Source organism: Streptomyces luteoverticillatus, assembly GCF_003970715.1.
Taxonomy (GTDB): domain Bacteria; phylum Actinomycetota; class Actinomycetes; order Streptomycetales; family Streptomycetaceae; genus Streptomyces; species Streptomyces abikoensis.
The window spans coordinates 5,481,588-5,506,260 of record NZ_CP034587.1; the positions used below are offsets into that span (position 1 = coordinate 5,481,588).

The window sequence follows — 24,673 nt, forward strand, 5'->3', positions numbered from 1 at the left end:
AGGGCCTCCCAGAGGCCCGTGTGGCCCTTGTGGGTGACCGCCCGGGACCCCGAGACCCCCGAGGCCGGGCCGGGGCGGCCGGCCCGCCCTCAGGCCCGTACGGCCTCGACCGCCGCGGCCAGCCGCTCCGGGTAACGCGTGGAGAGGTAGACGTACGGAGTCGGGTCCGCCGGGTCGGTGACCTCGATCCGCACCGCCGTGGGCACATAGCCGCGCAGCAGCATGAACGCGCGGGTGTCCGCCTTGTGGGTGCGCCAGGCGCGGGCCTCCTCGGCGTCCAGCACCTCCGGCACCCCCAGCGCCGTGACCGGGATCTTCGCGTCCCCCGCCACCAGCGCGCCGCCGACCACCCGGATCCGCGCGGAGCCGTACGAGCTGACCGCCATCGCGGACAGCGCCGAGCCGCCGATCAGCCCGCCCAGCATCGGCAGGGTGCCCAGCGGCAGCAGGATCAGCGCCATGGCGACGCCGGCCATGACCGCGATGACCCACCAGGAGCGGGGCGCGGTCAGGCGTTCTTCGTAAGGCTGCATGCGCACAAGCTTGGCACGGACGGGACCGGGCCCCGTCCGCGCGGGTAAGGTCAGCCCCTGTGAGTGGACGAACGACAGCGCTGACACCGCCGGCCGACGCACGGCCTCCGGTGCGGCACCCCGAAGCCCCCGCGCCCGGAGAGATCATCGGGTCGCACTACGAGCACTGCTTCGGCTGCGGCGGCGGTCAGCCGCACGGGCTGCACCTGGAGACCCGCGCCGGCGACGGGGTGAGCGTCACCGCCGAGTTCCGCGTCAGGGAGGCCCACCAGGGCGCCCCCGGCCTGGCGCACGGCGGCGTGCTGGCCACGGCCCTGGACGAGACCCTGGGCTCGCTGGGCTGGCTGCTGCGCACCATCGCGGTGACCGGACGGCTGGAGACGGACTTCACGCGTCCCGTCCCGGTCGGCACCGTGCTGCACCTGACGGCCGAGGCCGTCGCCGTGCACGGCCGCAAGATCTACTGCACGGCCACCGGCCGTATCGGCGGGCCGGAGGGCCCGGTCGCGGTGCAGGCGGACGCGGTGTTCATCGAGGTCAAGGTCGACCACTTCATCGAGAACGGCCGCAAGCAGGAGATCCAGGCCGCCCTCGCCGATCCCGACCAGGTGAAGGTCGCCCGAGCCTTTGAGGTGAACCCGTGAGCGTCGTGCCCCGTCCGCAGCTGGACGTCCTGATCCGCCGGGTCGACCCCGAGGTGCCCGTTCCCTCGTACGGGCACCCCGGTGACGCGGGCTGCGACCTCGTCACCACCGAGGCCGCCGAGCTCGCCCCCGGTGAGCGCGCGGTGCTGCCCACCGGCATCTCCATCGCGCTGCCCGACGGCTACGCGGCGTTCGTCCACCCCCGGTCGGGCCTGGCCGCCCGCTGCGGGGTGTCCATGGTCAATGCCCCGGGCACCATCGATGCCGGGTACCGTGGAGAGATCAAGGTGATTGTGGTCAATCTGGACCCGCGCGAGAGCGTCCGGTTCGAGAGGTTCGACCGCATCGCCCAATTGGTTGTCCAGCAGGTCGAGAAGGTTCGCTTCCACGAGGTGGCGGAGCTTCCCGGCTCGGCGCGGGCCGAAGGGGGCTTCGGGTCCACCGGTGGCCACGCTGCCGTGGGGAATGGATTCGCTTCGGTCGCCTGCGACCGGGAAGGACAGTGACGTGTTCGGTCGTCGCCGCAAGCGCAGCGAGGACGTTGTCGATCGTATCGACGACGTGGCCTCCGAGGAGTTGACTGAGGACTCCCGGGCCGCAGAGGCCACCGCGGCCGAGAGCCGGATCCGGCTGGAGCCGGGGCCGCGCCCCGACGGTCCGTGGGACGCCTCCGAGGTCGGGGACCCCGCCGAGGGCCGGGTGGACCTGGGCGGACTGTTCGTGCCCGGCGTCGAGGGCATGGAGCTGCGGGTCGAGGTCGCCGGTGAGGCCATCGTCGCCGCGACCGTGGTGCTGCGTGACAGCGCCGTCCAGCTCCAGGCGTTCGCCGCCCCCAAGCGCGAGGGCATCTGGGGCGAGGTCCGCGAGGAGATCGCGGCCGGCATCACCCAGCAGGGCGGTGTCGTGGACGAGGTCGAGGGTCCGCTCGGCTGGGAGCTGCGGGCCCAGGTGCCCGTGGCGCTGCCGGATGGCACCCAGGGCGTCCAGCTCGTCCGTTTCGTCGGCTGTGATGGTCCGCGCTGGTTCCTGCGCGGTGTGATCTCCGGCCAGGGCGCGGTGCAGCCGCAGACCGCCGGGCTGCTGGAGCAGGTCTTCCGGGACACGGTCGTGGTGCGCGGGGAGTCCCCGATGGCGCCGCGCGACCCGATCGTCCTGAAGCTGCCCGAGGACGCGCAGATGGTGGCCGAGGGGCTTCAGCAGCAGGAGGAGCCGGGCTCCCGCTTCGCGGGCGGGGTGGACCGTCTCCAGCGCGGCCCGGAGATCAGCGAGATCCGCTGACCCGAGCCGCCGGAAAGACCGCCGGGCGGCTACCGGAAAGGGCCGCCGGGCGGCCTGAATACGCCGTTTCGCTGGGCCGGAACCCGTAATACGGGTTCCGGCCCAGCGGCGTTTCCGGAGCGTTTTCGCAGGTCCTGAGCGTCCGCGTCAGGATCTCGTCAAGGGGGCGCTAATGGCCGTAAGGGAGGCGTCAACGGAAGTGCTACCGGACGGTAGTGGAGGTTTCCTCTAGAGGTCCGTTCTTCCGAACCTCTCTAGGAGCACACGATGGCCGATGTGGCCTTCGTCGTCACCACCATCGCGGTCTTCGCACTGGTGGCTCTCGTCGCCAAGGGGGTGACGAAGCTGTGACCGCCGAGAACATCGTCGGCCTCGTCGTGGCCGTCGCCCTGCTGGGCTACCTGATCCTCGCCCTCGTTTTCCCGGAGAGGTTCTGAGCACAGACATGAGTCCCGTCCTCTCCGGAATTCTTCAGCTCGTCGCGCTCATCGGCGCGCTGGCCCTGGTGTACATCCCGCTCGGTGATTACATGGCCCGCGTCTACAGCTCCGAGAAGCATCTGCGCGCCGAGAAGTGGATCTACCGCCTGATAGGCGCCGACCCCGGCGCCGAAATGCGCTGGCCCGCCTATCTGCGCGGCGTTCTCGCCTTCTCCGCCGTCAGCCTCCTCTTCCTCTACCTGCTCCAGCGGGTCCAGGGCGTGCTGCCGGAGTCGCTCTCGCTCGGCTTCAACTCGATCAGCCCGGACCAGGCGTTCAACACCGCCGCCTCGTTCGTGGCCAACACCAACTGGCAGTCGTACTCCGGCGAGCAGGCCATGGGCCACGCCGTGCAGACGCTCGGCCTCGCGGTGCAGAACTTCGTCTCCGCCGCGGTCGGCATGGCCGTCGCCGTCGCCCTCGTCCGGGGCTTCGCCCGTTCCCGCACCGGCGAGCTGGGCAACTTCTGGGCCGACCTGGTGCGCGGCACGATCCGGATCCTGATCCCCCTCTCGGTGGTCGGCGCGCTGATCCTCGTCGCGTGCGGCGCCATCCAGAACTTCTCCGGCATCCACGGGATCGGGCAGCTGGCGGGCGGCACCCAGCAGGTCAACGGCGGCGCCGTGGCCTCGCAGGAGGTCATCAAGGAGCTCGGCACCAACGGCGGCGGCTACTTCAACGCCAACTCCGCCCACCCGTTCGAGAACCCCAACGCCTTCACCAACCTCTTCGAGGCGTTCCTGATCCTCGTCATCCCCTTCGCGCTGACCCGCACCTTCGGCAAGCTCGTCGGCAACGTCAAGCAGGGCTACGCGATTCTGGCGACGATGGGCGTCATCTGGCTCGGTTTCACCGCGCTGATGATGTGGACCGAGTACGCGCACCACGGCGCGGCGCTCCAGGCCGCCGGCGGCGCGATGGAGGGCAAGGAGCAGCGCTTCGGCGTCGGCGCCTCCGCGATCTTCGCGACCACTACCACGCTCACCTCCACCGGTGCCGTGGACTCCTTCCACTCCTCCTTCACCGGCCTCGGCGGCGGCATCACCCTGCTGGGCATGATGCTCGGCGAGATCGCCCCCGGCGGCGTCGGCTCCGGTCTCTACGGCATGCTCGTGATGGCGATCATCGCGGTCTTCATCGCGGGCCTGATGGTCGGCCGCACGCCCGAGTACCTCGGCAAGAAGATCGGCACCCGCGAGATCAAGCTCGCCGCGTGCTACATCCTCATCACCCCGACCCTGGTCCTCGGCTTCACCGCGCTGTCCATGGCCCTGGCCACGCCGCCGGACTCGATCCTCAACGGCGCGTCGAACTCCGTGAACAACAGCGGGGCCCACGGCTTCTCCGAGGTCCTCTACGCCTTCACCTCCGGCGCCAACAACAACGGCTCCGCCTTCGCCGGCCTGAACGCCAACACGCAGTGGTACAACACCACGATCGGTCTGGCGATGCTGCTCGGCCGCTTCCTGCCGATGGTCTTCGTCCTGGCGCTGGCCGGCTCGCTCGCCGAGCAGAAGCCCGTCCCCGAGACCGCGGGCACCCTGCGCACCGAGAAGCCGCTGTTCGCGGGCCTGCTCGTGGGCGCGATCCTCATCATCACCGGCTTGACCTACTTCCCGGCCCTGGCCCTTGGCCCGATGGCGGAGGGACTCTCATGAGCACGACCACCCCTGTCCGACCCACCTCCGAGGACCCCAAGGACGTCGACGCCCACGGCGGCCAGGAGCCCGGCCGCGTCGCCGGCGGTCTCTTCGACCCGGCGCAGCTGGTCAAGTCCCTGCCGGACGCGTTCCGCAAGCTCGACCCCCGGGTGATGGTCAAGTCCCCGGTCATGTTCGTGGTCGAGGTCGGTTCGGTGGTCACCACCGGGCTGGCGCTGAAGAACCCGGGCGACTGGTTCGGCTGGACGATCACGATCTGGCTCTGGCTGACGGTGCTGTTCGCCAATCTCGCCGAGGCCGTCGCCGAGGGCCGCGGCAAGGCGCAGGCCGACACGCTGCGCAAGGCGAAGACCGACACGGTCGCGCGCCGCCTGACCGCGGGCGGTGGCGAGGAGTCGGTGGCCGGTACCGAGCTGCGCGTGGGCGACCTGGTCGTCTGCGAGGCGGGTGACATCATCCCGGGCGACGGCGACGTCGTCGAGGGCGTGGCCTCCGTCGACGAGTCGGCCATCACCGGTGAATCGGCCCCGGTCATCCGGGAGTCGGGCGGCGACCGTTCGGCCGTCACCGGCGGTACGAAGGTGCTCTCCGACCGCGTCGTCATCAAGATCACGACCAAGCCGGGTGAGACGTTCATCGACCGGATGATCAATCTGGTCGAGGGCGCGGCCCGGCAGAAGACGCCGAACGAGATAGCCCTCAACATCCTGCTGGCCTCGCTCACCATCGTCTTCCTGCTCGCCGTCGTCACCCTCCAGCCCTTCGCGATCTACGCGGGTGCCGAGCAGACGATGATCGTGCTGGCCGCCCTGCTGGTCTGCCTCATCCCGACGACCATCGGCGCGCTGCTCTCCGCGATCGGCATCGCGGGCATGGACCGGCTCGTCCAGCGCAACGTCCTGGCGATGTCCGGGCGCGCGGTGGAGGCCGCTGGCGACGTCTCCACGCTGCTGCTCGACAAGACCGGCACCATCACCTACGGCAACCGCCAGGCCGCCGAGTTCGTGCCCGTCAAGGGCACCATGGCCGCCGAGGTGGCCGATGCCGCCCAGCTCTCCTCGCTGTCCGACGAGACGCCCGAGGGCCGTTCGATCGTCGTCCTCGCCAAGGAGAAGTACGGCCTGCGCGAGCGCCACGAGGGCGAGCTCGTCGGGGCCGAGTGGATTCCCTTCACCGCCCAGACCCGGATGTCCGGTGTGGACATCGATGGCCGCAAGGTCCGCAAGGGCGCGACCGGTTCGGTCGTCGCCTGGGTGAAGGAGCGCGGCGGCACCGTCGCCGACGACGCCACCAAGCTCACCGACGACATCTCGCAGGCCGGCGGCACGCCGCTCCTCGTCGCGGTCGAGGACGACAAGGGGCCGCGCGTCCTGGGCGTCATCCACCTCAAGGACGTCGTCAAGGAAGGCATGCGCGAGCGCTTCGACGAGCTGCGTGCCATGGGCATCAAGACCGTCATGATCACGGGTGACAACCCGCTGACGGCGAAGGCCATCGCCCAGGAGGCCGGTGTCGACGACTTCCTCGCCGAGGCCACGCCCGAGGACAAGATGGCGCTCATCAAGCGCGAGCAGGCCGGCGGCAAGCTCGTCGCGATGACCGGTGACGGCACCAACGACGCCCCGGCGCTGGCCCAGGCGGACGTGGGCGTGGCCATGAACACCGGTACCTCGGCCGCCAAGGAGGCCGGGAACATGGTGGACCTGGACTCCAACCCCACCAAGCTCATCGAGATCGTCGAGATCGGCAAGCAGCTGCTGATCACCCGTGGCGCGCTGACCACGTTCTCCATCGCCAACGACGTCGCGAAGTACTTCGCGATCATCCCCGCGATGTTCGCCGTGGCCTACCCCGGCCTCGACAAGCTCAACATCATGGGCCTGGCCTCGCCGAAGTCCGCGATCCTCTCGGCCGTCATCTTCAACGCGCTGATCATCGTGGCCCTGGTGCCGCTCGCCCTCAAGGGCGTGCGCTACCGCCCGATGAGCGCGGACGCCATGCTCCGCCGCAACCTCTTGATCTACGGACTGGGCGGCCTGATCTCCCCGTTCATCGGCATCAAGATCATCGACCTGCTCATCTCCCTCATCCCTGGCATCGGGTGACCACCGTGAACAACTCCGTACAGAACACGTTCCGGCTGCTCGGCGCGGGGCTGCGCGCCCTGCTCGTCCTCACGGTCGTCTGCGGTGTGATCTACCCGCTCGCCGTCACCGGCATCGCCCAGGCCGCCTTCAACGACAAGGCCAACGGCTCCGAGATCAAGGTCGACGGCAAGTCCGTGGGCTCCGAGTTCCTCGGCCAGAGCTACAACCTCGCGGACAAGAAGGACAAGGACGGCAACCCCCTGCCCGACCCCCAGTACTTCCAGCCCCGCCCCTCGGCCGCCGGCCCCAACACCGAGAACACCCGCTACAAGCTGCTCGTCTCCGGCGCCTCCAACCTCGCCGCCGACAGCAAGGTCCTCCTCACCAGCGTCGAGCAGCGCCGCGCCGACGTCGCCGCCTTCAACGGCGTCTCCCCGGCCTCGGTGCCGGTGGACGCCCTGACGGCCTCGGCCTCCGGCGTCGACCCCCACATCTCCCCGGACTACGCCCGCCTCCAGGCCAAGCGCGTGGCCAAGGCCAACGGCCTTCCGGAGGCCAAGGTCGACAAGCTCGTCGAGGACCACGTGGACGGCCGGATCCTCGGCTTCATGGGCGAGGAACACGTCAACGTCCTCCAGCTCAACGTGGCCCTGAAGAAGCTCGCCAAGGGCTGATCCCCCTTTCGCGAGAGCCACGTCCGACACCGATGGACCGGCCCCCCGGACACCCCGCGCGTGCGGCGGTGACCGGGGGGCCGGGCGTCGTCGCGTACTCCCTGGCGCGTCGCCGGCAAATGGCGCGGCGTTCGGGGCCGCGGCAGGGCACTGTAGGGGCGTGGCCTCCTTACCTCAGCAGTCCCATGTCGCCTCGTCCGCCCCGCACATGGTCGTGTGCGGTGACGACGGCCTGGCGCACCGGCTCACGGCGGAGTTGTCGGGTGTGCACGGCGAGCGGGTCGTCCTGGTGCTGCCGCCCGCCGGTGAGGACCGGCGTCGCCCCGTGGCGGTGGCGGGGCGGGCCGCCGCGCTCTTCGGGCGGGTGACGGGCGCGGTCGGGCGGGGTCCGAACGGCCCCAACGGCGCGTCCGGCACCGGCGGTTCGTCCGGCCCCAACTCTTCGTCCAGCCAGAATGGTTCGCCCGGTGGGCCGGTACGGGTCGTCGAGGCGGCCGAGCCGGACGACGAGGCGCTGACGCAGGCCGGTGTCGAACGGGCCGTCGCGCTGGCGCTCGTCTACGAGGACGACGAGACGAACGTCAACGCCGCGATGCGCGCCCGGCGGCTCAACCCCCGGCTGCGGCTGGTCATCCGGCTCTACAACCGCCGCCTCGGCCAGTACCTGGAGGAGCTCCTCGACCAGGCCGCCCTGGTGGGCGACGCGGACGCCGGGACCACCACGGTGCTCTCCGACGCGGACACCGCCGCCCCGGCGCTGGTGGCCGCCGCCGTGACGGGCACCAGCAAGGCCATCGAGGCGGGGGACCTGATGCTGCGCGCCGTGGAACGGCCCGCGCCCGCCCCGGGGCCGGAGGGGGACGACGCGGGGCCCGGGACGGTCACCCTCGCCCTGCTCTCGGACGGCGACGGGCCGGTGCTGCTGCCCGACGAGCGGCAGGTGGCGCGGGCCGGGCGGCGGGGGAGGGTCGTGCTGGAGACCGTACGGTTCGCGGCGCCGCCGCCACCGCCGTCCTCGCGGTTCGCGGCGGCGCGCAGTCTGCCGCTGGGGTCGTTCTTCTCCCGGCGGCTGCGCTGGGCGCTGGTGGGGCTGGCGGCGGCCGTGTGCGGGCTGGCGGTCGCGTCGTGGCTGGTGACGGGGGACGCGCCGGTGCACGCGGCGTATCTGTCCCTGCTGGACCTCTTCGCCATCAACGATCCGGCCATCGGGCAACCCATGGGACGGCAGATCCTCCAGTTGCTGTCCGGGCTGCTGGGGCTGTTGCTGCTGCCGCTGCTGGTGGCGGCGGCCCTGGAGGGCCTCGGTACGTTCCGGTCCGCCTCGGCGCTGCCGCGGCCGCCGCGCGGGCTGTCCGGGCACGTGGTGCTGCTGGGGCTCGGCAAGATCGGGGCGCGGGTGCTGGCCCGGCTGCGGGAGCTCGGCATCCCGGTGGTCTGTGTGGAGCGCGACCCGCAGGCCCGGGGCGTCGCCCTGGCCCGCTCGCTGCGGGTCCCCACGGTCATCGGCGACATCACGGAGGACGGCGTCCTGGAGGCGGCCAAGATCGCCGACAGCCGTACCCTGCTGGCGCTCACCAGTAGCGACATCACGAACCTGGAAGCCGTTCTGTACGCGCGAGGCGTCAAACCCGACCTTCGAGTGGTCATGCGGCTGTACGACGACCGTTTCGCCGGCGCGGTCTACCGCACCCTGCGCGACTCCCACCCCCAGGCCCTCACCCGCAGCCGCAGCGTCTCCTCGCTGGTGGCCCCGGCCTTCGCGGGCGCGATGATGGGCCGTCAGATCCTGGGAGCGGTCCCCGTCGAGCGGAAGGTCGTCCTCATCGCCGCCGTGGAGGTCGAGGGCCACGCCGCGCTCCAGGGGCGTACGGCGGGGGAGGCGTTCAGCCCCGGCGCCTGGCGGGTCCTCGCCCTGGGCGGCCCGGCGGCGACGCCGCGCTGGGACCCGCCGCCCGGGCACGTCCTGGCCCCCGGCGACCGGGTGATCGTGGCCGCGACCCGGGAGGGCCTGGCGGAGCTGCTGGACCGCCGCCCCCACTCCCGTACGGACACGAGCGGCGGCCGGACCGGCTGACCCACCGGCTCACCACACGCCCCCGTGCCCGCCCGCCCCGACCCGCCCGTTCACCACACGTCGCCCGGCCGCCAGTCGCAGACGAGCTCCCCGTCCAGGTCCGGCCCCGGCGCGCCCACCGGAAAGACGTAGACGTTCCCGGCCTCCTCCGGGATGCGCCGCATCCCCGACGGGGCCAGCACCGACAGCGGACCCCGCCACCGGCGCCAGCCCCGGCCTGTGTACAGGGCGGCCGCCCCCTCCCAGGCGCCGAGGCCGCCCAGCTCGTACCCGCCCCGCAGCAGCACCCCTTCCAGCGCCCCCATCACCGCCGACGCGAGGCCCTCGCGGCGGCGGTCCGCGCGCACGGCCACGGCCTCGACATAGCCCGTGCGCAGCGCGCGGCCGCCGTGCAGCAGACGGCGCTGGACCAGGGCGCCGTGGGCGAGGAGGGCGTCGTCCTCCCACACCGTGGCGTGGATGCCGCACAGCGTGTGGTCCCAGTCGTCGTCCGAGAAGTCGCCCTCGAAGGAGTCGTCCAGCAGGGCGCGGATCGCGGCCAGTTCGGCGGCGGTGAGATCGGAGGTGTGCGCGGTGCGCGGCTCGGGCATGGTGACGGCCTCCTCGCGTCGGCGGATGACGGTGCCGGATCCCCGGCCGCGTCATTGTCGCCGGGGCACCCGGTGCGCCGCAGGGCGTTTTCCGCCTCCCCGGCCGCCGCCGCGCCTCCGACCTGCGGACGGACGGTTTCGGCCGGACGCGTCAGGACTGCGTCAATACCTGCCGCCCGACCGGCTGCCGCCCGAAATGTCCAAAACTCTGGCCGTAAGGTCGGGGATACGCGGCAGCCACGCAACAGCAGCACACCGCCGCGACTCGTGAAAGACAATAGGGGCCATGGGACGCGGCAACCTCCGGATCTACCTCGGCGCGGCACCGGGCGTCGGCAAGACCTACGCCATGCTCTCCGAGGCGCACCGCCGGGTGGAGCGCGGCACGGACGTCGTGGTCGGCTTCGTGGAGCACCACGGCCGCCCGCGCACCGAGGTCATGCTCCACGGCCTGGAGGAGGTGCCCCGGCGGGAGCTCGTCTACCGGGACTCGCGCTTCACCGAGATGGACGTGGACGCGATCCTCGCCCGCCGCCCGGCCGTCGCCCTCGTCGACGAGCTCGCCCACACCAACGTCCCCGGCTCCCGCAACACCAAGCGCTGGCAGGACGTCGAGGAACTGCTCCAGGCCGGCATCGACGTGGTCTCCACCGTCAACATCCAGCACCTGGAGTCGCTGGGCGACGTGGTCGAGTCGATAACGGGCGTCCGCCAGCGCGAGACCGTCCCCGACGAGGTCGTGCGCCGCGCGGGCCAGATAGAGCTGGTCGACATGTCGCCGCAGGCCCTGCGCCGCCGCATGGCGCACGGCAACATCTACAAGCCCGACAAGGTCGACGCGGCCCTCTCCAACTACTTCCGCCCCGGCAACCTGACCGCCCTGCGCGAGCTGGCCCTGCTGTGGACGGCCGACCGGGTCGACGAGTACCTGCGGCAGTACCGCACCGAGCACGACGTCTCCACCATCTGGCACGCCCGCGAGCGCATCGTCGTCGGCCTCACCGGCGGCCCCGAGGGCCGTACGCTCATCCGCCGCGCCGCCCGCATGGCCGCCAAGGGCTCGGGCAGCGAGATCCTCGCGGTGTACATCGCCCGCAGCGACGGGCTGACCTCGGCCTCCCCGAAGGAGCTGGCGGTCCAGCGCACCCTCGTCGAGGACCTGGGCGGCACGTTCCACCACGTCATAGGGGACGACGTCCCCGCCTCGCTGCTGGAGTTCGCGCGCGGGGTGAACGCCACCCAGATCGTGCTCGGCTCCAGCCGCCGCAAGACCTGGCAGTACGTCTTCGGACCCGGTGTGGGCGCGATCGTCGCCCGGGACTCCGGCCCCGACCTCGACGTCCACATCGTCACCCACGGCGAGGTCGCCAAGGGCCGCGGCCTGCCCGTCTCCCGCGGCGCCCGGCTCGGCCGGGGCCGCATCGTGGCCGGCTGGCTGGTCGGTGTGGGCGGCGCGGCGCTGCTCAGCCTGTTGCTGACCCTGGTCCTCCCGGATCTCGGGCTCGCCAACGACATGCTGCTGTTCCTGTGCGTGACGGTCGGCGCGGCCCTGCTGGGCGGCATGTTCCCGGCCCTGGCGTCGGCGGCCTTCGGCTCGCTGCTGCTCAACTACTACTTCGTCGAACCCGTCCACCGGTGGACGATCACCGACACCAAGAACATCATCGCGATCGCGACCTTCGTCTTCGTCGCGGTCTCCGTGGCCTCCGTCGTCGACGTCGCGGCCCGCCGCACCCACCAGGCCGCGCGGCTGCGCGCGGAGTCGGAGATCCTCTCCTTCCTCGCCGGCAGCGTCCTGCGCGGCGAGACGAGCCTGGACGCCCTGCTGGAGCGGGTCCGCGAGACCTTCGGCATGGAGTCGGTGGCGCTGCTGGAGCGCGCCAGCGAGGTCGACCCCTGGACCTGTGCCAGCAGCGTCGTCACCACCAACGGCAAGCCCCTGCTGCGCCCCGAGGACGCGGACGTCGACATGCCCGTCGGCGACAACATGTCCCTCGCGCTCTCCGGCCGGGTGCTGCCCGCCGAGGACCGCCGGGTGCTGGCCGCCTTCGCCGCGCAGGCCGCGGTCGTCCTGGACCGGCAGCGGCTGGTGGACCGGGCGGAGGAGGCCCGCGCGCTCGCCGAGGGCAACCGCATCCGCACCGCCCTGCTGGCCGCCGTCAGCCACGACCTGCGGACCCCGCTGGCCGGCATCAAGGCCTCGGTCACCTCGCTGCGCTCCGACGACGTCGCCTGGTCGGAGGAGGACGAGGCCGAGCTGCTGGCCGGCATCGAGCACGGCGCCGACCGGCTCGACCACCTCGTCGGCAACCTCCTCGACATGTCCCGCCTCCAGACCGGCACCGTCACCCCGCTGATCCGGGAGATCGACCTCGACGAGGTCGTCCCGATGGCGCTGGGCGGCGTTCCCGAGGGCAGCGTCGTCCTCGACATCCCCGAGACGCTGCCGATGGTGGCCGTCGACCCCGGTCTGCTGGAGCGCGCCGTGGCGAACGTCGTGGAGAACGCGGTCAAGTACAGCCCCGACGGCTCCAGGGCCCTGGTGTCCGCCAGCGCCCTGGGCGACCGGGTCGAGGTCCGGGTCGCCGACCAGGGGCCCGGCGTCCCGGACAGCGCCAAGGACCGCATCTTCGAGCCCTTCCAGCGCTACGGCGACGCGCCGCGCGGCGCCGGCGTCGGCCTCGGCCTCGCGGTCGCCCGCGGCTTCGCCGAGGCCATGGGCGGCACGCTGGCCGCCGAGGACACCCCCGGCGGCGGGATGACCATGGTCCTGACCCTGCGGGCGGCCGCCGGCCGGCCGCCCGTACGGCCGGACCTCCCGGCCCAGGCCACCTCGTGAGGCCCGGGCCGGCGAGCGGCCCCCGCAGCAACCCCGACGGAATCCCGGGACCCCTTGGCGGGGCCCGCACGAACAGCAGAGGTGGTTCAGCATGAACCGGGTGCTCGTGGTGGATGACGAGCCGCAGATCGTCCGCGCGCTCGTGATCAACCTCAAGGCGCGGAAGTACGAGGTCGACGCCGCGCCCGACGGCGCCACCGCGCTGCAGCTCGCCGCCGCGCGCCACCCCGACGTGGTCATCCTCGACCTCGGCCTGCCCGACATGGACGGCGTCGAGGTCATCAAGGGCCTGCGCGGCTGGACCCGGGTGCCGATCCTCGTCCTCTCCGCCCGCCAGACCTCCGACGAGAAGGTCGAGGCGCTCGACGCGGGCGCCGACGACTACGTCACCAAGCCGTTCGGCATGGACGAGCTCCTGGCCCGGCTGCGGGCCGCCGTGCGGCGTGCCGAGCCGACGGGCGTGTCGGCGGCGGGCGACGACGCGATCGTCGAGACCGAGGGCTTCACGGTCGACCTCGCGGCGAAGAAGGTCAACCGCGGCGGTAAGGACGTACGCCTCACGCCGACGGAGTGGCACCTGCTGGAGGTGCTGGTACGCAATACGGGCCGTCTCGTCAGCCAGAAGCAGCTGCTCCAGGAGGTCTGGGGGCCGTCGTACGGCACGGAGACGAACTACCTCCGGGTGTACATGGCCCAGCTCCGCCGCAAGCTGGAACTCGACCCCTCGCACCCGAAGCACTTCATCACCGAGCCGGGGATGGGCTACCGGTTCGAGGGGTGAGGGGAGGCGAGGGGGCGCTCCGGCCGGGGGTCCGGGGGTTGCCCCCGGGGGATGCGGCATCACCGAGCCGGGGATGGGGTACCGGTTCGAGGGGTGAGGGGGGCCTCCGGCCGGGGGTCTGGGGCCGCGCCGGGGCCGTCGGGGCTGATCCCGATCGTGTGGGCCCCCGGTACGCTGGGGACATGAGTGCCGTACCCCGTCCCGAGAAGCCGACCGGCCGTTTCCGCCGGATGCTCGACCGGCTGTCGTCCTCCCAGGAGGAGCTCCATCACGCCGAGCTTCAGCAGGACACGGAGGCCACGGGCTGCACCCGCATCTGCGACTGCGACGACCGTGCCATCGTCAAGGTCACCGGCACCCTGCGGACGGTCACCCTCCGGCCCCGCGCCGGAGTGCCCGCCCTGGAGGCGGAGCTGTTCGACGGCTCGGCCGCGCTCGACGTGGTCTGGCTCGGCCGTCGGTCCATCGCGGGCATAGAGCCCGGCCGTAAGCTGATCGCCTCCGGGCGGATCTCCATGAGCCGCGGCCGGAGGGTGCTGTTCAATCCCCGATACGAACTCCGACCGCTCGGACAGGAGTAGCCGTTGCCGTCCTTCGACAAGCCGACGGATCAGCAGGAAGCGACGCGGGACGCGCGGGGCGCCGACTCGAGGGCGGCCACCGAGGCCGCCCTCTTCGAGGCCTTCGGCGGCGTGCGCGGCATGGTGGAGACCACCGTCCCCGGCCTGGTCTTCGTCGCGATATACACGGTCAAGCGGGACATCCACATCGCGGCCATCGCCGCGCTGGGCCTCTCGCTCCTCCTGGGCATCGCCCGCCTGGTCCGCAAGGACACCCTCAAGCACGCCTTCAGCGGTGTCTTCGGCGTGGCCTTCGGCGCGGTCTTCGCGATGATGTCCGGCGACGCCAAGAACTTCTACCTGCCGGGCATGCTCTACACCCTGGGCCTGGCGGTGGGCTACATCGTCTCGGCCCTGGCCGGCTATCCGCTGATGGGCCTGATCCTGGGCCCGGTGTTCAAGGAGAACCTCTCCTGGCGCACCCGCAACCCCGGCCGGAAGGTCGCCTACACCAAGGCCAGCTGGGCCTGGGGGCTGATCCTGCTCGCCAAGTCGGCGATCCTCTTCCCCCTCTACTGGTGGGGTGACGTCACTCAGCTGGGCTGGGTGAAGGTGGCCCTCGGCATCCCGCCGATGCTGCTGTCGGTCTACCTGACCTGGATCTTCCTCTCCAAGGCCCCGCCGCCGATCGACGTCTTCGCGGAGATGGAGGCGGCCGAGCGCGCGGAGCGCGAGGCGGAGGCGACGGCGCGCTGAGCGGCCGTACCGGCCCGTACGACGCCGACGAACGCGGAGGGCCCCCGGGACGATTCCCGGGGGCCCTCCGCGTATGTACGTACCGGACTCAGTCGGCAGCGCTCTCGCGGCGCACCGACAGCAGGTCCTCCAGCTGCTCCTCGCGGGCAGGGGCGGCCACGAACAGCAGCTCGTCGCCGACCTCCAGCGCGTCCTCCCGGTTGGGGGTGAGCACGCGGTTGCCGCGGATGATGGTGACCAGCGAGGTGTCCTCCGGCCAGTCCACGTCGCCGACGCGGGTGCCGGCCAGGGCCGACTCCGGCGGCAGGGTGAGCTCGACGAGGTTGGCGTCGCCCTGGCTGAAGCGCAGCAGCCGCACCAGGTCGCCGACGCTCACGGCCTCCTCGACCAGCGCCGACATCAGACGCGGGGTGGAGACGGCGACGTCCACGCCCCAGGCCTCGTTGAAGAGCCACTCGTTCTTGGGGTTGTTCACCCGGGCCACGACCCGGGGCACCCCGTACTCGGTCTTGGCGAGCAGCGAGACGACCAGGTTGACCTTGTCGTCACCGGTCGCGGCGATGACCACGTTGCAGCGCTGGAGCGCCGCCTCGTCGAGCGAGGTGATCTCGCAGGCGTCGGCCAGCAGCCACTCGGCGAGCGGCACCCGCTCCACCGAGATGGCCGAGGGAGCCTTGTCGATCAGCAGGACCTCGTGCCCGTTCTCCAGCAGCTCGCCCGCGATGGAACGGCCGACGGCCCCGGCACCAGCAATAGCGACCCTCATCAGTGCGCCTCCTCAGGCCCTGCGGAGAACGCCGCTTCGACCTTCTCGACCTCGTCGCTGCGCATCATCACGTGCACCAGATCGCCCTCCTGCAGCACCGTGGAGGACGTCGGCAGCATCGCCTCGCCCAGTCGGGTGAGGAACGCCACGCGCACCCCGGTCTCCTCCTGGAGGACGCTGACCTTGTGGCCGACCCACTCCTCGGAGATGGGCACCTCGGCGAGCTGCACGCCACCGCTGGGGTCGCGCCACAGCGGCTCCGCGCCGGACGGCAGCAGCCGCCGCAGCATCTGGTCGGCGGTCCACCGCACGGTGGCCACGGTCGGGATGCCGAGCCGCTGGTAGACCTCGGCGCGGCGGGGGTCGTAGATCCGGGCCGCCACGTTCTCGACGCCGAACATCTCCCGGGCCACCCGGGCCGCGATGATGTTGGAGTTGTCGCCGCTGCTCACGGCGGCGAAGGCGCCGGCCTCCTCGATACCCGCCTCGCGCAGCGTGTCCTGGTCGAAGCCGACGCCGGTCACCCGGCGCCCGCCGAACCCGGAGCCCAGACGGCGGAAGGCCGTCGGGTCCTGGTCGATCACGGCGACCGTGTGGCCCTGCTGCTCAAGGGTCTGCGCGAGGGCCGAGCCCACTCGCCCGCACCCCATGATCACGATGTGCATTACGCCTGCCCCAAGCTCCGGACTACCGCGCTGACCTGCACCAACACCCTGCTCACAACTTTCTTCCTCGACTCACGGCCCGACGGGCGAGGGCCCGAGGGTACGACGCGATGTGCCCGATGGGAGTTTTGTCCGCACCGAGCGCATGCCACCACCGTATCCGCAACCCCCGGAGGACCGGGCGCCAGGACCTCCGACCGGGGGCGGCACGGGGGCCGGGGCCCTCGGTGCCGCTACCCCGGGGGAGGGTGCGGCGGGGGTTCCCGTACCCCTCCCGGCACCCCCGAATCGGGGTGACGTGAACCCCATTCCCTTGAAGGGACGAAAGGCATGCGCAAGCATGTTCGGGACTCGTGACGAAGATCGGACGCATGGTCATGTACGCGGTTAGGATGATCCGCGTATTCCGCTTCTGGACGGGACGTCAGGGTGCTACCGACCTGTCCCTCCGACCGCAAGCTCCCTTCGGCCAAGAGGAATTGATGTCTGATCACATATCCCAGGTGGTGATCTGGTGTCTGGTCGTCGCGGTGGCCGCGGTCGCGGTGCTGCTGACCCGTCAGCGCTCGATCACCGCCGGACTGCGCAGGCGTGTCGCCCAGCTGGAGGAGAGCGTCCAGGCACGTGACGAGGAGATCGGGCATCTGGTCGGTGTCCGGCTGCCCGCCGTCGCGGACGCCGTCAGCCAGGAGGTGCCGCTGCCCGGGCCGCTCGACGCGCGGCTCGCCGGCACCCTCTTCGCGCAGCGCCTCCAGGATGTGATGGACCTCTTCGCCCAGGCCGTGGAGAAGGCGCAGAGCCGGGCGGACCAGTCCGCGAAGGCCGCGCTCAAGGCGTCCATGCGCGCCCTCCAGGGCCTGGCGCACGAACAGCAGCTGGCCATCTCGGACATGCAGGAGCGACACGACAACCCCGACGTCCTGCGCGACCTGCTGGAGATCGACCACGCCAACGCCCAGTTCGGCCGGCGCGCCCAGGCCATCGCCGTGCTCTGCGGCTCCTGGCCCGGCCGGCAGCGCGTCGCCTCCCCGCTGACGGACGTCGTCCGGGGCGCCACCTCCCGGATCCGCGACTACCGCCGCGTCCGGGTGCACAGCGGCCAGAACGAGCTCGCCGTCGTCAGCCGGGTCGTCGAGCCCGTCGTCCTCGCCGTCGCCGAGCTCCTCGACAACGCCGCCCGCCACTCCCAGCCCAACACCACCGTCGAGGTCAGCCTCCAGCCGGTGCACAACGGCGCGTGCGTCGTCATCGACGACGCGGGCGTGGGCATGGACGGCCGGGAGATCCAGGAAGCCGTCGCCATGCTCTCGGGCCGGCGGGCGGTGGACGTCTCCCGGCTCGGCGACCCCCCGCAGTTCGGCTACCCCGTGATCGGTGTGCTCGCCGCGCGCTACGGCTTCAGCGTCTCGGTCGACACCCGCTCCCCGTACGGCGGTGTCCGCGCCGTCCTGTTCCTGCCTTCCGCGCTGCTCACCCAGCTGGAGCTGGACGGGCCCGGCACGACGCCCCTGCGGGAGCGCGGCCGGGAGGAGGAGCCGCGCCACACCCCGACCGTGCCCGCCCCGCGCGGCCCCTCCCGCTCGCGCACCCGTCACCCGGAGCGCACCCACACCCCGCAGGAGCCGCCGCCCGCGTACGGCGGCGGCGCGGACCGGCCGGCCGAGGACACGGGCACGCCGCACACCACGGGTACTCCGCACACCACGGGCACGTCGCACACCACTGGTATTCCGAACGCCACGGAAGCACCGCACGTGACCGAAGCACCGCACGTGACCGGCTCCACCGCCGGTGGGCTGCCCAAGCGCCGCCGCAGGCAGCCCGCGCCCGGACAGCAGCGCCACTCCCGCCCGGCCGCGCCGATGCCGCCCACCGACATCCCCCCGGAGCGCTCGGCCGAGGAGACCGCCCGGCGCATGGGCGCGTTCGCCCGCGGCACCCGCACCGGTCGCACCGGCGAGCACCGCTTCCCGCCGCTGCCCGGCGACCGGGACGCGGTCGGTGAGCCGACCGACGCCCACGCCCCCACCCCCGTAGAAGACGAAGGGAACCCGCACGCGTGAACGACCACATGAACAAAGAGCTGGGCTGGATGCTGGACGAGGTCGTCAAGATGCCGGAGGCCCGGCACGCGATCCTGCTCTCCGCCGACGGCATGCTGCGCGCCCACTCCCAGGGCATCGACCGCGACGAGGCCGAGCGCCAGGCGGCCGCCCTCTCCGGGCTCCAGTCCATCAGCCGCTCCACCACCGAGTTCTGCACCCACCCGCGGAACCAGGACAGCCCCTGGCGGCAGACGCTCATCGAGTTCGCCCACGGCTACGTCTTCCTCATCGCCGCCGGCCCCGGCGCCTACCTCGCCGTCTCGGCGAGCGAGAACGTCGACATGGAAGCCGTCACCTACCGGATGCAGAAGACCGTCGACCGGCTCGGCAAGGAACTGGTGAGCCCGCCCCGGCAGGGCATGGACACCTGGCAGGGCGGCCCGGGCAGCCAGGCATGACCCCGCCGGCGCCGCGACGCGACAAAGGGCTGGTCCGCCCGTACGTCGTCACCGAGGGCCGCTCCCACCCCACGCGCAACACCTTTGACCTCGTCACCCTGGTGCTGGCGCACGAGGACCGGCCGCTCGGCGGCCTCAGTCCGGAGAAGCACGCCCTCATGGAGCTCTGTCTCGGCGGCGCCCTGTCCGTCGCCGAGATCGCCGGTCATCTGATGCTGCCCGTCAGCGTCGTCAAGGTGCTGCTCGGCGATCTCGTCGACAGCGGCCACCTCTCCACCCGGGCCCCCATCCCCTCGGCAGAGCTGCCCGAGGCCCAGATCCTCCAGGAGGTGCTCGATGGACTCCGCGCTCGCCTCTGACGGAGCCGTCTACCTGCCCCGTACCGTCCGGACCGCGGCGAAGATCCTCGTCGTGGGGCACTTCGCGGTCGGCAAGACCACCTTCGTCGGCTCGCTGTCGGAGATCCGGCCGCTGCGCACCGAGGAGACCATGACCCAGGCCGGCGCGCTCGTCGACGACCTGGCCGGCATCGACGGCAAGACCACCACGACCGTCGCCATGGACTTCGGCCGGCTCACCCTCAGCGAGAGCCTCGTCCTCTATCTCTTCGGCGCGCCCGGCCAGCAGCGCTTCACCCGGCTCTGGCAGGACATGACCCAGGGCGCGCTCGGCGCGCTCGTCCTCGCCGACACCCGGCGGCTGGACCAGTCCTTCGAGGTCATGGGGCTGCTCGAAGAGCTGGGGCTGCCGTACGCGGTCGCCGTCAACCACTTCGACGGCGCCCCCGCCTACCCCGACGAGGAGATCCGCGAGGCCCTCGACCTGCTCCCGGAGACCCCGCTGATCACCTGTGACGCCCGCGACCGGGTCTCCTCGACCCGCGCCCTGATCACCCTCGTGGAATACCTCAGCGCCCGCACCGCCCAGGAGCACGTGTGACCTTCCGCCCGGACGCACCACCCCCCGGGTGCCCCGCGCACCAGGCGCCGCCCACGGCACCCCCTCCGCAGGCGCCGCCCGCGACGTACACCCCGCTCTACGGGCCCGACTTCGCCGCCGACCCGCACGCCGTCTACCAGCGGCTTAGGCAGCACGGACCCGCCGCGCCGGTGGAGCTCGCCCCCCGGGTCAGGGCCGTGCTCGTCACCGACTACCGCGCCGCGCTCGAAGTCCTGCGCAGCCCCGGCCGGTTCGTCAAGGACGCCCGCCACTGGCGCGCCCTCGCCGACGGCCGCGTCGAGGCGGACAACCCGGTGGTGCCGATGATGGCCTACCGGCCCAACTGCCTGTTCTCCGACGGCGACCACCACCGCCGCTACCGCCAGGCCGTCGACGACAGCCTCGCCCGGATCGACCCCAACGCCCTGCGCGGCTACGTCGAGCGCAGCGCCGACAGCCTCATCGACCGCTTCACCGCGCTCGGCGAGGCCGACCTGCTCGGCAGCTACGCCAAGACCCTCCCGCTGCTGGTCTTCCAGCAGCTCTTCGGCTGCCCGCCCGAGCTCGGCGACCGGCTCGTCGAGGGCTTCTCCGGCATCTTCGACGGCGTCGAGGCCGAGCGCGCCGACGCCCTGATCACCAGCAGCCTCCTGGAGCTCATCGCCCTCAAGCGCCGGCAGCCCGGCGCGGACGTGATCTCCTGGCTGATGGCCCACCCCGCCCGGCTCAGCGACGAGGAGATGCTCCATCAGCTCGTCGTCCTGATCGGCGCGGGCACCGAGCCCCAGCAGAACCTGATCGCCAACGCGCTGCGGCTGCTGCTCTCCGACGACCGCTTCGCCGGCGACCTCGCCGGGGGCAGCCTGCCCGTCGACGACGCCCTCGACGAGGTCCTCTGGCTCGACCCGCCCATGGCCAACTACGCCGTCCACTACCCCCTGGCCGACGACACCCTCGGCGACGTCCCGCTGCGCGCGGGCGAGCCCGTCGTGGTCAGCTTCGCCGCCGCCAACACCGACCCCGCCCTGCGCACCGGCCAACCGGCCGGCAGCCGCGCCGGCAACCGCGCCCACCTGGCCTGGAGCGCGGGCCCCCACCACTGCCCCGCCAAGGACCCCGCCCGGCTCATCGCGGCCGCCGCCGTCGAGCGGCTGCTGGACCGACTCCCGGACCTGGAGCTGGCCGTCCCCGCCGACCGGCTCGTCTGGCGGCCCGGCCCCTTCCACCGCGCGCTCACCGCGCTGCCGGTGCGCTTCCCGCCGTTGCCCGTCCCCGTGCCGGCGCCCCCGCCCGTACACCCCGGTATGGCGCCACGGCACCCCGGTATGTCCCCGCAACACCCCGGTATGTCCCCCCACCCTCAGCCGTCCGCGCCGACCCCGGCCGAGACCCCTGGAGACCGCCGATGGACCGCTCCGCATGCCCCGTCACCATCGATCCCGCCGGCCGTGACATCCACGGCGAGGCCGCCCGCCTCCGCGCCCTCGGGGAAGCGGTCCGCGTGGAGCTCCCTGGGGGCGTGGTGGCGTGGGCAGTGACCAGCCAGCCGCTGCTCAAGCGGCTGCTGACCGACCCGAGGGTCTCCAAGGACCCGAACCGGCACTGGCCCGCCTGGATCAACGGCGAGATCTCCCCGGAGTGGCCGCTCTACACCTGGGTCGCGGTGACCAACATGTTCACCGCCTACGGGAGTGACCACAAACGGCTGCGCACCCTCGTCGCCAAGGCCTTCACCGCCCGCCGCACCGCCGCCCTGCGCCCCCGGATCGAACGGATGGCGACGGACCTCCTCGACCGCCTCGACGCCACCCCGCCCGGCGCGGTCGCCGACCTGCGCGAGGAGTACGCCTATCCCATCCCCATCCAGGTCATCTGCGAGCTCTTCGGCGTCGAGGACGAGTCCACCCGGGAGGGCCTGCGCCGCTGCGTCGACTCGATCTTCCACACCTCCGCCGACCCGGAGGAGGTCACCGCCACCTACACCGAGCTCTACGGGCTGCTGCGCGGCCTCGTCGCCGCCAAGCGGGAGACGCCCGGCGACGACATGACCAGCGTGCTGATCTCCGCCCGCGACGAGGAGGACGGCAAGCTGAACGAGCAGGAGCTCGTCGACACCCTCCTGCTGATGATCGGCGCGGGTCACGAGACCACCGTCAACCTCCTCGACAACGCCATTCATCTCCTCCTCACCCACCCCGAGCAGCTCGCCCTCGTCCGCGACGGCAAGGCCGGCTGGGACGACGTGATCGAGGAGGCTCTGCGCGTCCAGGCGCCCGTCGCCAACCTCCCGCTGCGCTACGCGGCGGAGGACATCGAGCTGGACGGGGGAGTGGTGCTGCGCGCGGGCGACGCCATCGTCGCCGCCTACGCCGCCGCCGGCCGCGACCCCGGCCTCTACGGCGACGACGGCGATCGTTTCGATGTGATGCGTGCCACCAAGGAGCACCTCTCCTTCGGTCACGGCGTCCACTTCTGCCTCGGCGCCCCGCTGGCCCGGCTGGAGGCGGCCGTCGCACTGCCCGCCCTCTTCGCCCGTTTCCCCGAGATGTCGCTGGCGGCGGCACCGGGGGAGCTCGCTCCGGTGGAGTCCTTCATCTCCAACGGCCATCGCGCGCTGCCGGTCCGACTGCGGCCGTAGCCCGCATTTTGAACTGCCCTTTACCCACCCGGAGTGATCGCGTAGCGTACGAAGGATCGACTCCAGGTGGGTGGCGGGTGGGCGGCGGCTATGGGCAACCCGTACGATCCTCTGCGTGTCCAAACTGACCGACCTGCCGAAACGGATCCTCATCGGCCGGGCGCTGCACAGCAACAAGCTGGGAGAAACCCTTCTCCCCAAGCGCATCGCCCTTCCCGTCTTCGCCTCCGACCCGCTCTCCTCCGTGGCGTACGCGCCGGGCGAAGTGCTTCTCGTGCTGTCCGTGGCGGGCGTCTCCGCCTACCACTTCAGCCCATGGATCGCGGTGGCGGTCGTCGTGCTGATGTTCACGGTGGTCGCCTCGTACCGCCAGAACGTCCACGCCTACCCGAGCGGCGGTGGCGACTACGAGGTCGCCAACGTCAACCTCGGCCCCAAGGCGGGCCTGACCGTCGCCAGCGCCCTGCTCGTCGACTACGTCCTGACCGTCGCGGTCTCCATCGCCTCCGGCATCGAGAACCTCGGCTCCGCCATCCCCTTCGTCGTCGAGCACAAGACCGCGTGCGCCATCGCCGTCATCGTGCTGCTGACCCTGATGAACCTCCGGGGCGTCAAGGAGTCCGGCAAGCTCTTCGCGATCCCCACCTACGTCTTCGTCGGCGGCGTCTTCGTGATGATCGCCTGGGGCGCCTACCGCGGCCTGGTCGCGGGCGACACCATGAAGGCCCCCACCGCCGACTACACGATCAACGCCGAGCACACCGGCCTCGCGGGCTTCGCCCTCGTCTTCCTGCTGCTCCGCGCCTTCTCCTCCGGCTGTGCCGCGCTCACCGGCGTCGAGGCGATCAGCAACGGCGTCCCGGCCTTCCGCAAGCCGAAGTCCAAGAACGCCGCCACGACCCTGGCCCTCATGGGCGGCCTGGCCGTCACCATGTTCTGCGGCATCATCGCCCTGGCCCTGGTCACCAAGGTGCGGATGGCCGAGAACCCCGCCACCGACCTGCTGAAGAACGGCACGCCGGTCGGCGACGGCTACACCCAGAACCCGGTGATCTCGCAGGTCGCCGAGGCCGTCTTCGGCAACGGATCGTTCCTCTTCATCGTGCTGGCGGCCGCCACCGCGCTGGTGCTGTTCCTCGCGGCCAACACCGCGTACAACGGCTTCCCGCTGCTCGGCTCGATCCTCGCCCAGGACCGCTACCTGCCGCGCCAGCTCCACACCCGCGGCGACCGGCTCGCGTTCTCCAACGGCATCGTGCTGCTGGCCGGCGCCGCCGCCGTCCTGACGTACATCTACGGCGCGGACTCCACCAAGCTGATCCAGCTGTACATCGTCGGCGTCTTCGTCTCCTTCACCCTGAGCCAGACCGGCATGGTCCGGCACTGGAACCGCCTCCTGGCGACCGAGACCGACCCGGCCAAGCGCCGCCACATGGTGCGCTCCCGCGCCATCAACACCTTCGGTGGCTTCCTCACCGGCCTGGTCCTGGTCGTCGTGCTGGTCACGAAGTTCACCCACGGCGCCTGGGTCGCCATCCTCGGCATGGTGATCTTCTACGCCACCATGACCGCCATCCGGCGCCACTACGACCGGGTCGCCGAGGAGATCGCCGCCCCCGACGAGCCCGGTGAGGAAACCGTCCGCCCGTCCCGGGTGCACTCCATCGTCCTGGTCTCCAAGGTCCACAAGCCCACCCTGCGGGCCCTGGCCTACGCCAAGCTGATGCGCTCCGACACCCTGGAGGCCGTGAGCATCAGCGTCGACGCGGCCGAGACCAAGGCCCTGCGGGAGGAGTGGCAGCGGCGCGGCATAGACGTCCCGCTGAAGATCCTCGACTCGCCCTACCGAGAGATCACCCGCCCCGTCATCGACTACGTCAAGGGCCTCCGCAAGGAGAGCCCGCGCGACGCGGTCAGTGTCTACATCCCCGAGTACGTGGTCGGCCACTGGTACGAGCACCTGCTGCACAACCAGAGCGCCCTGCGCCTGAAGGGCCGCCTGCTCTTCACCGCGGGCGTGATGGTCACCTCCGTGCCGTGGCAGCTGGACTCCTCCGAGGTCGCCAAGCGGCGCGCCCGCAAGCGCGCCGAGTGGAACGCGCCGGGCTCGGTGCGCCGCGGCCCGGTCGGGGAGTCGAAGAAGGAAAAGGCCGCGACGAAGAAGTAAGCGGCGCGGGACACCGATGTCGCTGATACACCGATGTCG

Annotated in this window: 23 protein-coding genes; 19 read left to right on the forward strand and 4 right to left on the reverse strand. The window is 71.8% G+C overall.

Annotated elements, in window-relative coordinates; genetic code table 11:
- Positions 1–89 precede the first annotated feature (89 nt).
- Entirely contained in the window at positions 90–533 is a 444-nt protein-coding gene (locus tag EKH77_RS24495; RefSeq protein ID WP_126916463.1) for a DUF3093 domain-containing protein, read from the reverse strand.
- 59 nt (positions 534–592) lie between these two features.
- Here EKH77_RS24495 and EKH77_RS24500 point away from each other — a divergent pair, with 59 nt between their 5' ends.
- From EKH77_RS24500 to EKH77_RS24535, 8 genes are all read left to right on the forward strand, one after another.
- Positions 593–1,177: a PaaI family thioesterase gene (locus EKH77_RS24500; protein WP_126916464.1), complete on the forward strand. Its 585-nt coding sequence runs from the start codon at positions 593–595 to the stop codon at positions 1,175–1,177.
- Between the two features lie 5 nt (positions 1,178–1,182).
- Positions 1,183–1,683 carry a dUTP diphosphatase gene (gene dut / locus EKH77_RS24505; RefSeq protein WP_126918263.1) on the forward strand — a complete coding sequence of 167 codons (501 nt, stop codon included), beginning with the start codon at positions 1,183–1,185 and terminating at the stop codon, positions 1,681–1,683.
- Between the two features lies 1 nt (position 1,684).
- Positions 1,685–2,455 carry a DUF3710 domain-containing protein gene (locus EKH77_RS24510; RefSeq protein ID WP_240667505.1) on the forward strand — a complete coding sequence of 257 codons (771 nt, stop codon included), beginning with the start codon at positions 1,685–1,687 and terminating at the stop codon, positions 2,453–2,455.
- Between the two features lie 347 nt (positions 2,456–2,802).
- Positions 2,803–2,892, forward strand: a complete 90-nt coding sequence (gene kdpF, locus EKH77_RS24515) for a K(+)-transporting ATPase subunit F (RefSeq protein WP_043188605.1) — start codon at positions 2,803–2,805, stop codon at positions 2,890–2,892.
- An 8-nt stretch (positions 2,893–2,900) separates the two neighbouring features.
- Complete coding sequence (gene kdpA, locus EKH77_RS24520) at positions 2,901–4,592, forward strand: potassium-transporting ATPase subunit KdpA (protein ID WP_126916466.1); 1,692 nt, start codon at positions 2,901–2,903, stop codon at positions 4,590–4,592.
- Positions 4,589–6,700, forward strand: coding sequence for a potassium-transporting ATPase subunit KdpB (gene kdpB / locus EKH77_RS24525; protein ID WP_126916467.1), 2,112 nt, complete (start codon positions 4,589–4,591; stop codon positions 6,698–6,700). Before kdpA ends, kdpB begins: the two co-directional genes overlap by 4 nt.
- Positions 6,701–6,705: 5 nt before the next feature.
- Positions 6,706–7,356 (forward strand): potassium-transporting ATPase subunit KdpC, encoded by a 651-nt coding sequence (gene kdpC, locus EKH77_RS24530; protein WP_126916468.1) that lies wholly within the window; start codon positions 6,706–6,708, stop codon positions 7,354–7,356.
- 208 nt (positions 7,357–7,564) lie between these two features.
- Positions 7,565–9,430 (forward strand): NAD(P)-binding protein, encoded by a 1,866-nt coding sequence (locus EKH77_RS24535; RefSeq protein WP_126918264.1) that lies wholly within the window; start codon positions 7,565–7,567, stop codon positions 9,428–9,430.
- 50 nt (positions 9,431–9,480) lie between these two features.
- On the opposite strand, the gene EKH77_RS24540 is transcribed toward EKH77_RS24535, so the two are convergent.
- Positions 9,481–10,020, reverse strand: coding sequence for a GNAT family N-acetyltransferase (locus tag EKH77_RS24540; RefSeq protein ID WP_126916469.1), 540 nt, complete (start codon positions 10,018–10,020; stop codon positions 9,481–9,483).
- 286 nt (positions 10,021–10,306) lie between these two features.
- On the opposite strand from EKH77_RS24540, the gene EKH77_RS24545 reads away from it, so the two are divergent.
- From EKH77_RS24545 to EKH77_RS24560, 4 genes are all read left to right on the forward strand, one after another.
- The gene (locus tag EKH77_RS24545) at positions 10,307–12,859 is read left to right on the forward strand and encodes a sensor histidine kinase (protein ID WP_126916470.1); all 2,553 of its coding nucleotides are present in this window, start codon (positions 10,307–10,309) and stop codon (positions 12,857–12,859) included.
- Between the two features lie 91 nt (positions 12,860–12,950).
- Positions 12,951–13,640 carry a response regulator gene (locus EKH77_RS24550; RefSeq protein WP_126916471.1) on the forward strand — a complete coding sequence of 230 codons (690 nt, stop codon included), beginning with the start codon at positions 12,951–12,953 and terminating at the stop codon, positions 13,638–13,640.
- A 182-nt stretch (positions 13,641–13,822) separates the two neighbouring features.
- Positions 13,823–14,221, forward strand: coding sequence for an OB-fold nucleic acid binding domain-containing protein (locus EKH77_RS24555; RefSeq protein WP_126916472.1), 399 nt, complete (start codon positions 13,823–13,825; stop codon positions 14,219–14,221).
- A gap of 3 nt (positions 14,222–14,224) precedes the next feature.
- Positions 14,225–14,956 (forward strand): DUF3159 domain-containing protein, encoded by a 732-nt coding sequence (locus EKH77_RS24560; protein ID WP_126916473.1) that lies wholly within the window; start codon positions 14,225–14,227, stop codon positions 14,954–14,956.
- Between the two features lie 88 nt (positions 14,957–15,044).
- Here EKH77_RS24560 and EKH77_RS24565 read toward each other — a convergent pair whose 3' ends face one another.
- Both EKH77_RS24565 and EKH77_RS24570 read right to left on the reverse strand, forming a co-directional pair.
- The gene (locus EKH77_RS24565) at positions 15,045–15,722 is read right to left on the reverse strand and encodes a potassium channel family protein (protein ID WP_126916474.1); all 678 of its coding nucleotides are present in this window, start codon (positions 15,720–15,722) and stop codon (positions 15,045–15,047) included.
- Positions 15,722–16,387, reverse strand: coding sequence for a potassium channel family protein (locus tag EKH77_RS24570; RefSeq protein WP_126916475.1), 666 nt, complete (start codon positions 16,385–16,387; stop codon positions 15,722–15,724). The genes EKH77_RS24565 and EKH77_RS24570 overlap by 1 nt, the downstream gene beginning before the upstream one ends.
- A gap of 482 nt (positions 16,388–16,869) precedes the next feature.
- Between EKH77_RS24570 and EKH77_RS24575 the strand changes: the two genes are divergently transcribed.
- The 7 genes from EKH77_RS24575 (at position 16,870) to EKH77_RS24605 (ending at position 24,634) form a co-directional block, all read left to right on the forward strand.
- Positions 16,870–18,450: an ATP-binding protein gene (locus EKH77_RS24575; RefSeq protein WP_240667506.1), complete on the forward strand. Its 1,581-nt coding sequence runs from the start codon at positions 16,870–16,872 to the stop codon at positions 18,448–18,450.
- An 8-nt stretch (positions 18,451–18,458) separates the two neighbouring features.
- Positions 18,459–18,890, forward strand: a complete 432-nt coding sequence (locus EKH77_RS24580; RefSeq protein WP_189449684.1) for a roadblock/LC7 domain-containing protein — start codon at positions 18,459–18,461, stop codon at positions 18,888–18,890.
- Positions 18,887–19,249 carry a DUF742 domain-containing protein gene (locus EKH77_RS24585; RefSeq protein ID WP_126916477.1) on the forward strand — a complete coding sequence of 121 codons (363 nt, stop codon included), beginning with the start codon at positions 18,887–18,889 and terminating at the stop codon, positions 19,247–19,249. Before EKH77_RS24580 ends, EKH77_RS24585 begins: the two co-directional genes overlap by 4 nt.
- A complete protein-coding gene (locus EKH77_RS24590; RefSeq protein WP_126916478.1) occupies positions 19,227–19,829 on the forward strand; it encodes a GTP-binding protein in 603 nt (200 codons plus the stop codon). The genes EKH77_RS24585 and EKH77_RS24590 overlap by 23 nt, the downstream gene beginning before the upstream one ends.
- The gene (locus tag EKH77_RS24595; protein ID WP_240667507.1) at positions 19,826–21,367 is read left to right on the forward strand and encodes a cytochrome P450; all 1,542 of its coding nucleotides are present in this window, start codon (positions 19,826–19,828) and stop codon (positions 21,365–21,367) included. The genes EKH77_RS24590 and EKH77_RS24595 overlap by 4 nt, the downstream gene beginning before the upstream one ends.
- Positions 21,364–22,467: a cytochrome P450 family protein gene (locus tag EKH77_RS24600; RefSeq protein WP_240667508.1), complete on the forward strand. Its 1,104-nt coding sequence runs from the start codon at positions 21,364–21,366 to the stop codon at positions 22,465–22,467. The genes EKH77_RS24595 and EKH77_RS24600 overlap by 4 nt, the downstream gene beginning before the upstream one ends.
- A gap of 115 nt (positions 22,468–22,582) precedes the next feature.
- A complete protein-coding gene (locus EKH77_RS24605) occupies positions 22,583–24,634 on the forward strand; it encodes an APC family permease (protein ID WP_126916480.1) in 2,052 nt (683 codons plus the stop codon).
- The last annotated feature ends 39 nt before the right edge of the window (positions 24,635–24,673 follow it).